At 65.1% G+C, this 14,537-nt stretch carries 11 protein-coding genes; all 11 read right to left on the bottom strand.

Annotated features, from left to right (window positions below; translation table 11 throughout):
- Positions 1 to 1,977: an SDR family oxidoreductase gene (locus K3762_RS18380; RefSeq protein WP_260013205.1), complete on the bottom strand. Its 1,977-nt coding sequence runs from the start codon at positions 1,975 to 1,977 to the stop codon at positions 1 to 3.
- Between the two features lie 23 nt (positions 1,978 to 2,000).
- The gene (locus K3762_RS18375; RefSeq protein WP_260013202.1) at positions 2,001 to 2,759 is read right to left on the bottom strand and encodes an SDR family NAD(P)-dependent oxidoreductase; all 759 of its coding nucleotides are present in this window, start codon (positions 2,757 to 2,759) and stop codon (positions 2,001 to 2,003) included.
- A 10-nt stretch (positions 2,760 to 2,769) separates the two neighbouring features.
- Positions 2,770 to 3,732: an acyl-CoA dehydrogenase family protein gene (locus K3762_RS18370; protein WP_260013200.1), complete on the bottom strand. Its 963-nt coding sequence runs from the start codon at positions 3,730 to 3,732 to the stop codon at positions 2,770 to 2,772.
- Between the two features lies 1 nt (position 3,733).
- A complete protein-coding gene (locus K3762_RS18365; protein WP_260013198.1) occupies positions 3,734 to 4,936 on the bottom strand; it encodes an acyl-CoA dehydrogenase family protein in 1,203 nt (400 codons plus the stop codon).
- 17 nt (positions 4,937 to 4,953) lie between these two features.
- Positions 4,954 to 7,083: an acetate--CoA ligase family protein gene (locus K3762_RS18360; protein ID WP_260013196.1), complete on the bottom strand. Its 2,130-nt coding sequence runs from the start codon at positions 7,081 to 7,083 to the stop codon at positions 4,954 to 4,956.
- A 3-nt stretch (positions 7,084 to 7,086) separates the two neighbouring features.
- Complete coding sequence (locus K3762_RS18355; protein ID WP_260013195.1) at positions 7,087 to 7,857, bottom strand: enoyl-CoA hydratase/isomerase family protein; 771 nt, start codon at positions 7,855 to 7,857, stop codon at positions 7,087 to 7,089.
- Positions 7,858 to 8,172: 315 nt separating this feature from the next.
- Positions 8,173 to 8,760, bottom strand: a complete 588-nt coding sequence (locus K3762_RS18350; protein WP_260013193.1) for a TetR/AcrR family transcriptional regulator — start codon at positions 8,758 to 8,760, stop codon at positions 8,173 to 8,175.
- A 114-nt stretch (positions 8,761 to 8,874) separates the two neighbouring features.
- Positions 8,875 to 10,071 (bottom strand): 3-oxoadipyl-CoA thiolase, encoded by a 1,197-nt coding sequence (gene pcaF / locus K3762_RS18345; RefSeq protein WP_260013191.1) that lies wholly within the window; start codon positions 10,069 to 10,071, stop codon positions 8,875 to 8,877.
- A 14-nt stretch (positions 10,072 to 10,085) separates the two neighbouring features.
- On the bottom strand, positions 10,086 to 11,246 hold the full coding sequence (locus K3762_RS18340) for an acyl-CoA dehydrogenase family protein (RefSeq protein ID WP_260013189.1): 1,161 nt from the start codon (positions 11,244 to 11,246) through the stop codon (positions 10,086 to 10,088).
- A gap of 5 nt (positions 11,247 to 11,251) precedes the next feature.
- Complete coding sequence (locus tag K3762_RS18335) at positions 11,252 to 13,333, bottom strand: 3-hydroxyacyl-CoA dehydrogenase NAD-binding domain-containing protein (RefSeq protein ID WP_260013187.1); 2,082 nt, start codon at positions 13,331 to 13,333, stop codon at positions 11,252 to 11,254.
- 41 nt (positions 13,334 to 13,374) lie between these two features.
- Complete coding sequence (locus K3762_RS18330) at positions 13,375 to 14,529, bottom strand: CaiB/BaiF CoA-transferase family protein (RefSeq protein ID WP_260013185.1); 1,155 nt, start codon at positions 14,527 to 14,529, stop codon at positions 13,375 to 13,377.
- Between the last annotated feature and the right edge of the window lie 8 nt (positions 14,530 to 14,537).

Here is a 14,537-nt window from a genome sequence, read left to right as displayed (position 1 = left end):
TCATTTCCTCCCTGATGCTTGAGTTGCGCTGCTGTCGAGAAACTCCTTAAGCAGCATCCCTCCGAGCGCCGTGCCGTGAACCGACAGGTGTCCTCCAAGCTGGATGGCCTGGAGTATTTCGCCGTGATTGACGCCCGCTTCGAGGGCGAAGCGGATCTTACGGCGCAGCGCCCCGGGATTGAAGCCTGTGAAACAGGCGCTCAGCGCGATCTCGATCAAGCTCTGCTCTGCGGGGCCGAGGCCGTCAAGGCTGTCGTTACTGTCCACGAACGCAAGCACTTGATCGAGGTACTCGGGGTCCATCCGGGCGAGGGCCTTGATGCCGGCGATGTCGTCGGGCAGCGCGCGTTCGATCCGGGCCCTGAGCTCGGACGGCAGGTTGCCGGACAGGTCAATTCCAGCTTCTTCGGCAAGGATCTGGGCGCCGTCGTAGACCGCATCCAGCCCCTGTTCGGTCACGATGCGAAGCACGTCCAGCACATCGGGCACGGTTGCTCCGGCCTCGAAGGCCAGGCAAAGGTGCGTGCGAACTCCGTTGCTGTAGAGATGCGTGGCCGAGGAATCGAGGGCGAGGTAAATCAGTTCGATCATCCGCTTCGACAGTGGGCCGGTTCGTGCCGGATGACCGGCATAGGCGGCATAGCGGCTCAGGAATTCCGGGTTGGTCCGGAGGATCGCTTCGGTCCAGGGGCGCCAGTAGCCACGCTCGGCGATGAAGTAGTTCTTGATTACCAACTGTTCGGGAGTGAAGGCGTCACTTATGCAGGTCTGCTCCGCTTTGGGGGTGAAAACCTCTCCGGTCATGAATTGAGCCCTGGTGCCGGCGATGTAGCGCAGCAGGGGGCAGAGCGGCTCAAGCCGCCTTGACGAAGTCAGCTCGACGGCGTTCACGCGCAGCGCTCGCGTCCCCAGCTCGCAGGCCAGGCTGCGCACCAGCATCCGCGCGGCCTCGGTCAGGCCTTGGATCGCGGGGTCCTCTTCGGTCAACACCGGCAGCAGCAGCGTCAGGCTGGCCTGCTGAGGATGCGTCGCCGCGAAGGCGGTTGCGGCGGTCTGGATGCTGGGCAACAGATCCTCGGGGCCGGAGCCCAGGGGCGTGGCGTCGATCACGGCCGGGTACCCCCCGGCGCAGGCATCCGACAGGCCGGCCAGAGCTGGCAGGGGGATATGGCTGCGCAGGGTCAGGGCAGTGGCGCTGTCCTGTGCGACAGGCGCGCAAGAGCATGGCGCAAAGGGGAATGACCCGCCATAGATTGACGATCCGCCATCGACGCTCAGCACCGCACCATCCATCGGCCATGCGTCCTCACTGGCCAGAAATAGCAGCGCCGCCCCCAGTTCCTCGGGGCTCGCCATGCGCCCCAAGGGGATCTTTGCAACTGCCTGCACCGGATCGATTCGGCCGGCCTTGATCAGATCGGACACCAGTTCGGTGCGTACGAAGCCGGGGCACAGTACGCTGACACAGAGGTCGGGACGCTGCCGCGACAGCGCGCGAGAGGCAGCGATCAGGCCTGCCTTGCTGGCGCTGTAAGCGCCCCGGAAGGGGATCGCACGCAGCCCGGCCCCCGAAGAGACATTGACCACCCGCGCCCCCGGGGCCAGACGCGTGCCGAGCAGGGAGACCAGCCGAAGCGGCGCCACCAAGTTGAGAGACAGCAGCGGCTGAAGGGTCTCGGCGGGCTTGTCCACCAGGGGGCTGTTGCTGCTGTCGGACATGCCGGCGTTATTGATGATCGCGGTGATCTCGCCTGTGTCCCGGGGCAACTCTAGGTGTAGGGGCGCGGCGATGAGGTCGGCGCACAGGCCCAGATGATCCGCTTGGGCAGCGGCGCCAAGGGGCAAGCTGCGCAGGGCCGCGTCAAGCCTTCTTTCGTCACGATCGATCAGCAGGCAGCGCCAACCATCGGCCGCGAAAAGCCGGGCCGCAGCAAAGCCGATGCCAGCCGCCGCTCCGGTGATCAGGACTGTGCGCAACGTCTCCTCCTCCCTCGTAGGTCTTAGATGTTGGTGACGGTCACGCCGCCATCGATTACCAGAGACTGCGCCGTGACGAAACCGGCTTCATTACTGGCCAAGAAGCAGATGCCGCGGGCGATGTCGGTCACGGTACCCAGACGACCCAGCGGGGTGCTGGCGATGCGTTTGGCGTCGCGTTCGGCATTGCGGTTGCGCTGTGTCCCCTCGGTTGGCACGGCAGAGGGGCACAGGGCGTTGACGCGGATGTTGCGCGCGCCCAGCTCTGCCGCGGCGGCACGGGTGATGCCCAGTATGCCGGACTTGATGCCGGAATAGACGATCGAGCTCTTGGTCGAGCGCAGCGCCGCGGTGGAAGCGACATTGACAATGGCGCCCCCGCGTTCGGGATCCATGGCCGCCGCCGCCGCCTGGATGCCCCAGACCACGCCCTTGAAGGCGACGTTCAGCATCCGGTCCATGGTTTCTGGCGTGATGTCCGGCACCGCCTGATAGCGGACCCAGGCGGCATTGTTGACCAGGATGTCGAACCGGCCGCCATGATCCAGCGCCTGCTGGACGGCGCCCGCTATCCCTTCCTGGGTCGAGACGTTGGCCACTACGCCGAAGGCTTGGCCGCCGGCCTCACGGATCTCGGCCACGGCGGCCTCGACAAATTCCTCTTTCAGGTCGTTGACCCCGACGATTGCGCCGCGGCCGGCCATCTGGCGGGCCGTCTCGCGGCCGATGCCGTTGCCCGCTCCGGTGATAAGGGCCACCAGGCCCAGCATGTCCTGTTGCATCAGTCTCTCCTCAGGCCGCATCAATGAAGGTTTGTCCGACGCCCTGCTGACCCGTGGCAACGGGGAAGGCGATGGCGATCTTGCGGATTTCGCGCAGCGAGAAATGTAGCGGAAGCTCCCAGGTGAAACCCATGGCACCATGCAGGTGGATGGATTTCTCGAGAACGAAGATCGCGTCGGCCAGGCCGATCATGAAGGTGGCCTCGACGTCTCGGGGCACGCCGAATTCGTCAGGCATCAGCCCGCGCGCCAGGCTGGCCTTGTTCTTCTCGACCAGAAGCTTAAGCCGTGCCAGGCTGTGACGCACGGATTGCTTGGCACTGAGCGGGCGGCCGAACTGGCTGCGGGTCGACAGATAGGTGGCGGTGGTCTCCAGCGCATTTTCGGCCAGGCCGGTGACATAGGCGCCGTAAAGCAGCGCCGCGTCGCGCCGCAGGGCGGCGAAGCCAGCGGCATCCATCGTAGCCACGATCTCTGCCCCGTACAGGGCCAACCAGCTTTGCGGGCGTTCCGGGTCCAGCGCGGGGTCCTCGGTCATGGCAAGCGAACGGCGCGACAGCAGGGCGGCGCCATCGGCGGTGGTTACCAGGACGACATCCACACCGGGCGCAAAGCGTGCGGCGCTTGCTTGACTGCTTTGCAGATCCCCCTGCCAGGCGATGGTGCCAAGGGTGTCACCGTTGATTAGGGCCTCGGCCTGCGCGCTGCCGGCAAATGCCTGCGCCAGCAGAATCTGCTCTACCAGCGGGAAGTCGAAGAAGGTTTCCTTGCCGGCGATTGCGGAGATCGACAGGGCGAAGTTCAGCCCGAGGCCAAGACCACCGTCGTCCTCGGTACCGCAGATGCCCAGCAGGCCGGATTCGGCGAAGACCGCCGCGGCGGCCGTCAGGTCGCGGCCGGTGGCATCGGCGATGGCGGCGGTGGCGGCGTCGGTGAAATCTTCAGGGCGCAGGCCTTCAAGTTCCGTGCTCATGTTAAAGATCCTTCGGCAGGTTCAGGATGCGTTGCGCGATGATGTCCAGCTGCACCTCGGAGACGCCGGCATAGATGGTTTCTGCGCGTGCGAAGAGGTAACCGGTGGTGAACTGCGCCTTGGCGCGGCGTGCCAGCGGGCGGGACTGCGGTCCCACTTGGGCCAGAAGTTCGTAGGCAAAGCTGGCAAAGGCCTGATGGCATTCGGACCAGTAGAATTTCGACAGCGACCCGCGGGCCCCGATGAGTGCGCCGGTTTCCAGATGCTCGACCGAGGCCTCGATCATGCCCTTCAGGCCGTCGATTTGACCCAGGATCTCGCCGATACGGGTCTGAACGCCGGGTTCCGCCAGCTTCGCGGCCAAAGTCGGATCCAACTTGCAGGCTCGGATCAGGCCGCGCAGTTCGGCCTCGAAACGCCAGGGGCGATACATGCGGTTGGTGGCGCGTTCGATCGACAGCACGCGGATGGCCGCGCTCCAGCCTTCGTCGGGGGCACCCAGGCGGGAACTGTCGGCCACCTCGACATCCTTGAAGAAGACCTCGGCAAAGCTTTCCTTGCCGTCGATCGACTTGATCGGACGCACGGTGATGCCGGGGGTGTCCATGGGCACGGCGAACATCACCAAGCCCTTGTGGCGATCAGCCACTGTGCCGGTGCGTGCCAGCAGTAGGCAATAGGTCGCTTTAGCCGCGCCCGAGGTCCAGATCTTCTGGCCATTAATGCGCCAGCCCTCGCCGGTCTGCTCGGCCTTGGTGCGCAGCCGCGCCAGGTCAGAGCCGGCATCGGGTTCCGAAAAACCCTGGCACCAGTAGTCCTGCATCGCCAGGATGCGCGGCAGGAAAATGGCTTTCTGCTCTTCGGTGCTGACGGCCATGATGATGGGGCCGGCCAGCTCCTTGCCGACGGATCCGACACTTTCGGGCATCAGCAGGGAGCCGATTTCCTTGTTGACCGCCAGGTGTTCACGCAGTGAAAGCCCGTAGCCGCCGTATTCGGTAGGCCAGGTCATCCCGGCCAGCCCGGCCTTGTACATTGCCTGTTCCCAGGCAGTACATTCCTGCAGGGTGGGCGTCCGATATTCCAGGCTGTCGGCTCGCATGTGCGAGGGCAGGTTGGCTTGCAGCCAGGCGCGGGCGTGGCTGCGGTAGGTGTCGCGGCCCTTGGCCGGGTTCGGAATGGTCACGTCGGTATCGAAAGGCATTGGCGTCCCCAATCAGGTCAGGCAGAGGGCGAAACGGGGATCAGCAGAGCGTCGAGCGCGACGACGCCTTGTCCCTGTTCACGAACCAGCACCGGGTTCAGGTCGACTTCCGCGACCTTATCGGCGTGGCGGATGGCGAATTCGGACAGGCGCGCTAGGGTTTTGGCGGCGGCCTGAACATCGGCCAGCGGCATCCCGCGCGCGCCGTCCAGAACGGGGAACATGCGCAGCGAACGGATCATCGCTAGGGCTTCGTTCTCGCTCAGCGGGGCGGTCTGCACCTGGACGTCCTGCAAGACCTCGGCGTAGATGCCGCCGATCCCGACCATCGCCACCGGGCCAAAAACCGGATCGCGAGAAATGCCCATGATAAGCTCGACACCCTTGCCGGCCATCGGCGTCACCAGCACACCGTCGATCGTCGCTGCCGGCGCCTTTTCGGCGGCGGCGGCCATGATCTCGGCATAGGCGGCCCGTACGGCGTCGGCATGCGCAAGGTTCAGCATCACGCCACCGATCTCGGTCTTGTGCGGAATGTCGGCTGAAACGATCTTCAGTACGACCGGGAAGCCGAATGCTTGGGCCTTTTCGGCGGCTTCCTCAGCCGAGGTGACCACCGTTTCGGGCAGGACCTCGACACCAGAGCACAATAGGGCCTGCTTAGCGTTGTACTCGTTGCGGAAGGCCGCAGGGTCCAGCGGTTCGGCAGCGATCGGCGCGGCGGCAGTGTGGGGCGCGCTGCACTGTCCGTGCAGGCGAACGAGACCGTCCATGCCGCTCATCGCGCTGTCGATGCTGGGGAAGACGGGAATGCCCAGCATGCGGATCTCGGCCACCGCATCGGCGGGGCCAGCGGCGGCGATGACCAGCAGCCGTTCGGGATAGCTGGCGCGGATCTTGGTCAAGGCCTCGACGTAGATCTTGCGCAGCCGGGCATTGTTCAGCGACAGCGACAGGAACAGCAGCGTGGCATCGGTATTCGCCTCTTCCATCAGCGCTGAAAGCATCTTGAACAGGATGTCTGGGCGGCTCGACATCTGGGCCGAGGCATCGACCGGGTTCTCAGTGCCCGCGGTTGGCACGGTGTCACGGATCATCGCCTTGGTGCTTTCGCTCAGCTCGGGCAGGGTGAAGCCGATCCTGGAAGCAGCATCGGCCATCATGATGCCGAAGCCCCCAGAGGCCGCCACCAGGGTCAGACGATTCCCGGCGGGCAGACGGCCTGGCATCAACTGCGAGGTGGCGTGGCCGACGTCGAGAAGGTCTTCAATGCTGTGCACACGCAGTGCGCCGTGACGGCGGAAGACCGCGTCGATCACCGCGTCCGACCCGGCCAGTGCCCCAGTGTGTGAGGCGGCGGCGGCTTGGCCTCTTTCGGTGGCGCCGATCTTCAGCACGATCACCGGCTTGCCCTTTGCCCGGGCAACGGCCAAGGCGTCGATCAGACGGGCGGCGCTACGGCAAGTCTCCATGCAGCACAGGATGACGCGGGTGTGCTCATCCTCGGCTAGGGCGGCAATTCCGTCGGCCACGTCAACGTCGGCTTCGTTACCGGTGGCGATGAAGCGGCTAACGCCTAGCTGGCGTTGCGTGACCTTCTGCACCAGATAACTGCCGATATTACCCGACTGCGACACGATGCCGACATTGCCCTTGGCGGGCATGTTCTCTTCCAGCACGATCGAGAATGAACCGATGGCCCCATCAATGACGCTGATGGTGCCCAGGCAGTTCGGCCCCATCAATCGCACGCCGCCCGCGCGTGCGATTTCGACCAGCTTCTGTTGAAGCGCGGCACCTTCTTCACCGGCCTCTGCAAATCCAGAAGACAGTACGATCACGGCTTTCACGCCGCGCGCCACGCAGTCACGCAGCGCGGCGGCGGTGGCGGCGGCGGGCACCGCCAGCACGGCCATGTCCGGCGTAGTCGGCAAATCCAGGACCGAGGTATAGACCGAGAGCCCCTGAATCTCTCCACCCTTGGGGTTTACCGGGTAGATCGGCTCGGCATAGCCGTACTTGCGCAGCAGGTGGACCGGACGACCGCCGATCTTGTTGATGTCACCAGAGGCGCCGACGATGGCGATGCCGCGGGCCTTGAAAAAGGCGTCTAGCCCGGTGCCGGGGAAAGGCATTGCATTGGTCATGGTTCAGCGTCCCTTGAATTCCGGCTTGCGTTTTTCGAGGAAGGCCATGCGCGCTTCGCGGGCATCCTCAGTCTTGGCTAGGGCCATGGTGAATTCCTGCTCGAAGCGGTAGGCGTCGCGTTGCGGCATCACGTCGACCATGTTGGCCGCGCGCTTGGCGTAGATGGTGGCCAGCGGCGCCTTAGAGGCGATCTCGCGGGCCAGTTCCATCGCGGTCGGCAGCAGGGCCGCAGCGGTGGTGACCTCCTCAATCACGTTCAGGCGATACATTTCCGCTGCGCTCAGACGGCGGCCGGTGAAGAACATGCGCCGCATCGCTGAACGACCCAGAACGCTGCGCAGCATCGAGGCGCCGCCGGCCAGGCCGACGTTGATCTCGGGCATCCCGAAACTGGCCTCGTCGCTGGCAAAGAAGATGTCGCAGGCCATGGCCATAGCCATGCCGGCGCCAAGCGCCGCCCCGTTGACGGCCGCGATCACTGGTTTGGCGCATTCGCGAATGGCGTTCGTGGTCTCACGTGTGATGCGGTTGTGTTCCAGGAAATCTCCGGGAATGTCTTCGGCGGGGCGGTCCTTCAGATCGGCCCCAGCACAGAACACCTTGCCGCCGGAAATGAGCACGGCGCAGCGAATGTCGTCGCGCGCAGAGATCTCGTCGAACGTCGCGACGATCTGGCGGCGCATCTCGCGGCACAGGGCGTTCACCGGTTGCCGATCCAGTGTCACCAGGGCGACATAATCGGACACTTCAAGACGGACAAGTTTTTCGGTCATGGCATTCCTCCTCGCGGCTGACCCATCGGTCAGCTTTGGGGTCTGAATATCGACCCAGGCGCAGTACTTGCAAGAATAGACCCCTGTTCAGAAGTACAGATCAGTACTGCAAAAAAGAGCATTGTCTCTTAAGTAACTGATATAAGTGTTAGAAGTCACAAGATTTCAGTGAGGCCTAGGCTGCGAGAGGGCGGCGGGCGACTGAACGATCGGTCAGCCGCCCCCCAGAGTTGCCGCCGTGCCGGAGGCGCTGCGCGAACAGGTGTCGCAGGCCGCAAGGCAACCTTTGCGCCGCAGCTCTACGGAGCGTGGGGGTCAGTCGCTGCCGCCGATACCGTTCACGATCAAACTGAAATATTCCTCTGCGATCATTTCCGCCGTTTTGGTGCCGCCCGGTTTGTACCAGCGCTGCATCCAGTTGAGCGACGACAGGATCAGCCGTCCGGCCATGCGGGTGTCCTGGATCCGGAACTCTCCCGAGGAAACCCCCTCGTCGAGAATAGACCGCAGCATCTTTTCGAATGAGTCGCGGCGCACGCGCATCTTCAACGAGACATGGTTTTCACCCGCCGACCAGAATTCCTGCGAAGATGCCATCCAGGACATGCGGTTCTCTTCGAAATAGCGGGCGGTGATTGTCATGAAGATTTGCAACTTATCCCTGGCGCAGGTCGCATCGACCAGCGCCTCGCGCACCTGTTCGTTGAGGCCTGCGCCGTCGCTGGCCGAGGCCTTGCTGAAAATCTCGTACTTGTCGGCGAAGTGGTGGTAGAGCAGCGACTTCGAAATACCAGCGGCAAGGGCGATGTCGCGCATGGAGGTTCCATCATAGCCGCGCTCCGCGAAGAGTTGGGCCGCCGCCTCTATGATGCGTCGGCTGCTGCTGGTTGTGTCTTTTTGCACTTGCGGTCCCACTTTTCTTTTTTCGGCCAAGGCTATGTGGCTCCGGGGCCGCCGACAAGATCAAAGGCCCGGCGTCACGGACGCCGGGCCTTTCATAGTCTGTCACGTGTCAAATTACACCGCTTCCAGCGCCACGGCGATGCCCTGGCCGACGCCGATGCACATGGTCGACAGGGACTTCTCGCCCGACTTCAGCTGCAGCGCGGCGGCGCCGGTGATGCGCGCGCCGGACATGCCCAGGGGGTGGCCCAAGGCGATCGCGCCGCCGTTGGGGTTCACCCGCGGGTCATCGTCGGCAATCCCGAGATCGCGCAGTGTGGCCAGGCTCTGGGAGGCGAAGGCCTCATTCAGCTCGATCACGGCGAAGTCTTCCTGGGCGAGCCCGAGACGCGCCATCAGCTTCTTCGAGGCGGGCGCGGGGCCAAAGCCCATGATCCGCGGCGGCACACCGGCGGTGGCGCCACCCAGCACGCGGGCGATCGGGGTCAGCCCGTGTTTCTTCGCCGCCTCGGCGGAGGCCAGGATCAGACCCGCCGCGCCGTCATTGACGCCAGAGGCGTTGCCCGCCGTCACCGTGCCGCCCTCGCGGAAGGGGGTCGGCAGCTTGGCCAGCTTTTCCAGCGTGGAGGCGCGGGGGTGTTCGTCTGTGTCGAAGATCAGGTCCTCTTGCTTGCGGCGCTTGATTGACACGGGGACGATTTCCTGCGCCAGGCGGCCATTGGCGATGGCGGCGGCGGCCTTCTCCTGGCTGTTCAGGGCGAACTTGTCCTGGTCTTCGCGGGCGATGTTGAAGTCCTCGGCGACGTTCTCGCCGGTTTCGGGCATCGACTCCACGCCGTATTGCGCCTTCATCAGCGGGTTGACGAAACGCCAGCCGATGGTGGTGTCGTAGACTGCGTTGTTGCGCGAAAAGGCGGTTTCGGCCTTGGGCATCACGAAGGGCGCGCGGGACATGCTTTCCACGCCGCCGGCGATCATCAGGTCGGCCTCGCCCGCCTTGATGGCGCGGGCGGCGGTGATGATGGCGTCCATGCCGGACCCGCAGAGGCGGTTCATCGTGGTGCCGGTGACTTTGACCGGCAGACCGGCCAGCAGCGCCGACATGCGGGCCACGTTGCGGTTGTCCTCGCCCGCCTGGTTCGCGCAGCCAAAGATCACGTCGTCGACGGCTTCCCAGTCGATGGAGGTGTTCCGCTCCATCAGGGCCTTCAGCGGCAGGGCGCCCAGGTTGTCGGCCCGCACGCTGGCCAGGGTGCCGCCGAAACGGCCGATGGGAGTGCGGATGTAGTCGCAGATGTAGACGTCGGTCATCGTCAGGCCTCCCCTCAACGCTGGCGCAGTTCGTTGCGGACCATGTTGCGGCCGATGATGATCTGCTGGATCTGGGTGGTGCCTTCGTAGATGCGGAAGAGGCGCACGTCACGGTAGAAACGCTCGACCGCATATTCGTTCATGTAGCCTGCGCCACCGTGGATCTGCACGGCGCGATCCGCGACCCGGCCGACCATCTCAGAGGCGAACATCTTGGTGCAGGCGGCCTCTTCCGAGACGTTCAGTCCGGCATCCTTGCGACGCGCAGTTTCCTCGACCATGCAGCGTGCGGCATAGGCCTCGGTGCGGCTGTCGGCCAGCATCGCCTGGATCAGCTGCTTGTCCGACAGCGGGCCGCCGAACTGCTTGCGGTCGATGGCGAAGGTTAGGCTTTCGTGGATCAGCCTTTCCGCGGCCCCGACGCAGATCGAAGAGATGTGCAGCCGGCCCCGGTCCAGCACCTTCATCGCGGTCTTGAAGCCGACGCCTTCCTTGCCGCCCAGAATCGCCGAGGCTGGAACGCGACAATCCTCGAAGATCACATCGCAGGTATGGGCGCCGCGCTGGCCCATCTTGTGATCCTTGGGGCCGAGTTTCAGGCCGGGGGTATCCGCCTCGACCAGGAAGGCGGTGACCCCGGAGGCATTAGTGGTGTCAGGGTCGGTGCGGGCAAAGACGGTGAACAGCCCGGCGCGCGGCGCGTTGGTGATATAGCGTTTGGTGCCGTTCAGAACGTAGTGATCGCCATCGCGCCGGGCACTGGCGCGCACCGAGCCCGCGTCGGATCCGACGTCGGGTTCGGTCAGCGCGAAAGAGGCGATCAGTTCGCCCGTCGCCAGGCGCGGCAGGTAGTGGGCCTTCTGTTCGGGTGTACCATCCATGATGATCCCCTGAGAGCCGATGCCGTTGTTGGTGCCGATCAACGAGCGGAAGGCGGGCGAGGTCCAACCCAGTTCAAAGGCGATCTGCACCTCTTCGGACATGGTCAGGCCGATGCCCCCGAGTTCCTCGGGGATGCTCATCCCAAAGAGACCCATTTCCTTGATCTCCTCGACGACCGCGTCGGGGATCATGTCATCTTCGGCCACCTTGGCTTCGAGCGGCACCAGACGTTCGCGCACGAAACGCGAAACGGTATCACGGAACTGGTTGAGTGTTTCAGTATCCAGGCTCATGTCGGTCAATTCTCGTTGTTGTTCTTGGGGGAAGGCGTCGCGGAGGCGGACGCCCAGGAACGAAGTTCGTCGCAGGGCGCATCGCTCAGGCCCGCGTCATGCAGCGCTTCGAGGCGCGCGATGACGGTCTTCAGGCCAAGCTGACGCGCGTAGCAGACCGGTCCGCCCCGATGGCGCGGGAAGCCGTAGCCGTGGATTTCGACCAGGTCGATATCCACGGGCGAGTTGGCGATGCCTTCGGAGACGATCCGGGCAGCCTCGTTGACCATCGGGAAGAGGACGGCCTCGACGATCTCTTCGGGCGTCCAGCTGCGGCAAGAGGCTTGGCTGCTGTCCCGCGCGGCGAGGATGGCTCCGTTGACCGCCTCGGGCAGACCGGGCTGGGGGCTGCCGTTGACGTAATCGTACCAGCCGGCACCGGTCTTGCGCCCCAGCCGACCCGCGGCAACCAGCAGGTCGGCGATCGGTGCGAAAGCCTCTTGTCCGCGCTCGCGGGCGGCCTGCCGCTGATATGCGGCGATATCCAGCCCGGCGAGATCCTGAACTTCGAAGGGCCCCATGGCCAGGCCGAAGCCGCGCAGCGCGCCGTCGACCTCGGCCGGGGCGCAACCCGCCAGGATCAGCCGTTCCGCCTGGAGGCGCATTCCCTTGAGGATACGATTGCCGATGAACCCGTCGCAGATCCCGGTGCGCACGGGCATCTTTCCGGCCTGTTTGGCCAGGGCGAAGGCGGTTGCCAGAACCTCGGGCGCGGTGGCCGCGGTCGGCACGATTTCCAACAGCTTCATCACATGGGCCGGGCTGAAGAAGTGCAGCCCGAGGAAGCGGTCCGGCCCGGCCAGCCCCTCAAAAATCGCTTCGGGGTCGAGATAAGAGGTATTGGTGGCCAGTATCGTTTCGGGCGGGCAGACCTCGACCAGCCGGGCGAAGACCTCGCGCTTGACCTTCAGGTCCTCGAAGACACCCTCGATCACCAGATCGCCACCGGCCAAGGCGTCATAGCTGTCGCCGACCGAGAACCGCGCCAGATGGGCCTGCATCTGGGCGTCATTCATCCGACCCCGGGCGACGGTGGCGGTATAAAGCCCCTCGACATTGCTCCGTCCCCGCTCCGCCAAGGCGGCGTCGCGTTCGACCATCTGCACGCTCAGCCCGGCGTTCAGCATGGCCACGGCGATCCCGGCCCCCATGGTGCCGCCGCCGATGATGCCGACGCGGGCGAAGGGGCGCGGGCTGACCCCCTTCAGATCGGCCGGTTTCGACGCGGCGCGTTCGGCCATGAAGACCGCGCGCAGGGCGGCGGCCTCGGCAGAGGCGCGACGCTCTAGGAAGATCTCGCGCTCGAAGGCCATTGCGGCACCTAATGTGGCGGTGGTGGCGTTGCGGAGCGAGCTCAGCGCCATCCCCGGGGCGGCTGCACCGCGAGCGGACTTGCGCAGGCGGGCCTCGGCCGCATCCAGGGCCGCTTCCTCGATCGGTATGACGGGACGCTGGCTGGTCGGCAGGGGCAGGGGGGCGTCTAGGGCCTGGTCCAGCCAACGCATAGCGGCGGCAATCGCGTCTTCGTCGTCGATCACCGCGTCGATCAGGCCAAGTTCTGCCGCCTTGCTGGCACTCACCGGCTTGCCGGAGGTGGCAAGATCGACAGCGGCTTCGATGCCGGTCAGGCGCGGTGTGCGGACGGTGCCGCCCGCACCCGGAATAAGGCCCAGGTTCACTTCGGGAAAGCCGAGCTTGGAGCCGGCAACGGCAAGCCGCCAGCGGCAGCCGAGTGCCAGTTCCATGCCGCCACCCAGGGCGTTGCCGTGGATCAGCGCCAGCCAAGGCTTGTCGGCGTCTTCGACGACGGCGATCACATCGGGCAGGTGCGGGGCCACCGGCGGGGCATCGAATTCGCGCACATCCGCCCCGGCGACGAAGGTGCGACCGGCGCAACGCAGCACCACGGCGCGCACGTCGGGATCGGCGTCGGTCTGGGCCACCGCACGCAGCAGGCCTTCACGAACGGCCCGCGACAGGGCGTTCACTGGCGGATTGTCAATAAGGACATGGGCGACGCCATCGGCGACATTTACGGTGACCGTCATGGGGAAATTCTCCAGTAGATTTGGGGCCTGGACGCCCAGCGTCATTCCGCGCCGGGTCTCGTGCGGGCAAGCCCGAATTCTTGCTCGATCCGCTCGGCATCCTCGGCAAGGCTCGGAGGGGCCTTGCGATAACTGGCGGGGGAGCGGCTCAGCTTGATGGGATTGGCGGTGCCACGGTACTCCTCGCCGATCTCCACGATCATGCCGCGGGCCTTGGTGTGGGGATCGTTGATGACCTGCTCGACGTTGCGCACCGGGGCGCAGGGCACGCCGGCCTGGATCAGACGTTCGGCCACCTCGGCGGCAGCATGGCTTGCTAGGCGCTCTTCTAGGAAGGCCCGGAGGGCAGGGCGGTTTTCCTTGCGCAGGGCATTGGTGGCAAAGCGCGGGTCCTCGGCCGTCTCCGCACTGTCCAGTTGCGCGCAAAGCTTGGAGAATTGGCCGTTGTTCCCAACCGCAAGAAAGATCTCGCCGTCGGCGCAGGGGTAGGTGTCATAGGGTGTGATGTTGGGATGGGCATTGCCGGCGGGTTCGGGCACCGGACCCCCAAGGTAGACATTTGCCAGATGCGGGTGCAGCAGCGACATGCCGCAATCGTAAAGCGAGGCCTCGACGAACTGGCCCAACCCGGAGCGGTTGCGTTCCTGAAGCGCCAGCAGGACGCCAAGCGCCGCGTTCAGCCCGGTCACGATGTCGACCACCGGCACGCCCATGCGCAGCGGCTTGCCGCCCGCTTCGCCGTTGACGCTCATCAGGCCGACAAGGGCCTGGATGGCGGCATCGTAGCCGGGGCGCCCGCCATAGGGGCCATCGGCCCCGAAGCCCGAGACACGACAATGCACCAGGCCGGGCAGGCGCTGGCGCAGCTCGTCACCGCCAATCCCCCATTTTTCCAGAGTACCTACCTTGAAATTTTCGATGAAGACATCGGCCCCTGCAAGGAGCTGCAGCAGCGCTTCGCGGCCCTCGTCAGAGGCGAGGTCCAGCACGATGCCGTCCTTGTTGCGGTTCAGTCCCATGAAATAGCTGGACTGATGGCCCCGAAAGGGCGGGCCCCAGAGGCGGGTCTCATCGCCAGTCGGCGGTTCGACCTTGATGACGCGGGCACCGTGATCGGCCAGGATCTGACCACAGTAGGGCCCGCCAAGGACCCGGCTTGCGTCGATGACGACGACGCCGTCCAATGCTCCGCTCATGCTGATCT

Origin of the sequence: Sulfitobacter sp. W074 (genome assembly GCF_025142275.1) — a bacterium.
GTDB classification, from domain to species: domain Bacteria; phylum Pseudomonadota; class Alphaproteobacteria; order Rhodobacterales; family Rhodobacteraceae; genus Sulfitobacter; species Sulfitobacter profundi.
Note: the sequence above shows the minus strand (reverse complement) of the source record. Positions and strands in the feature narration are given on the sequence as shown.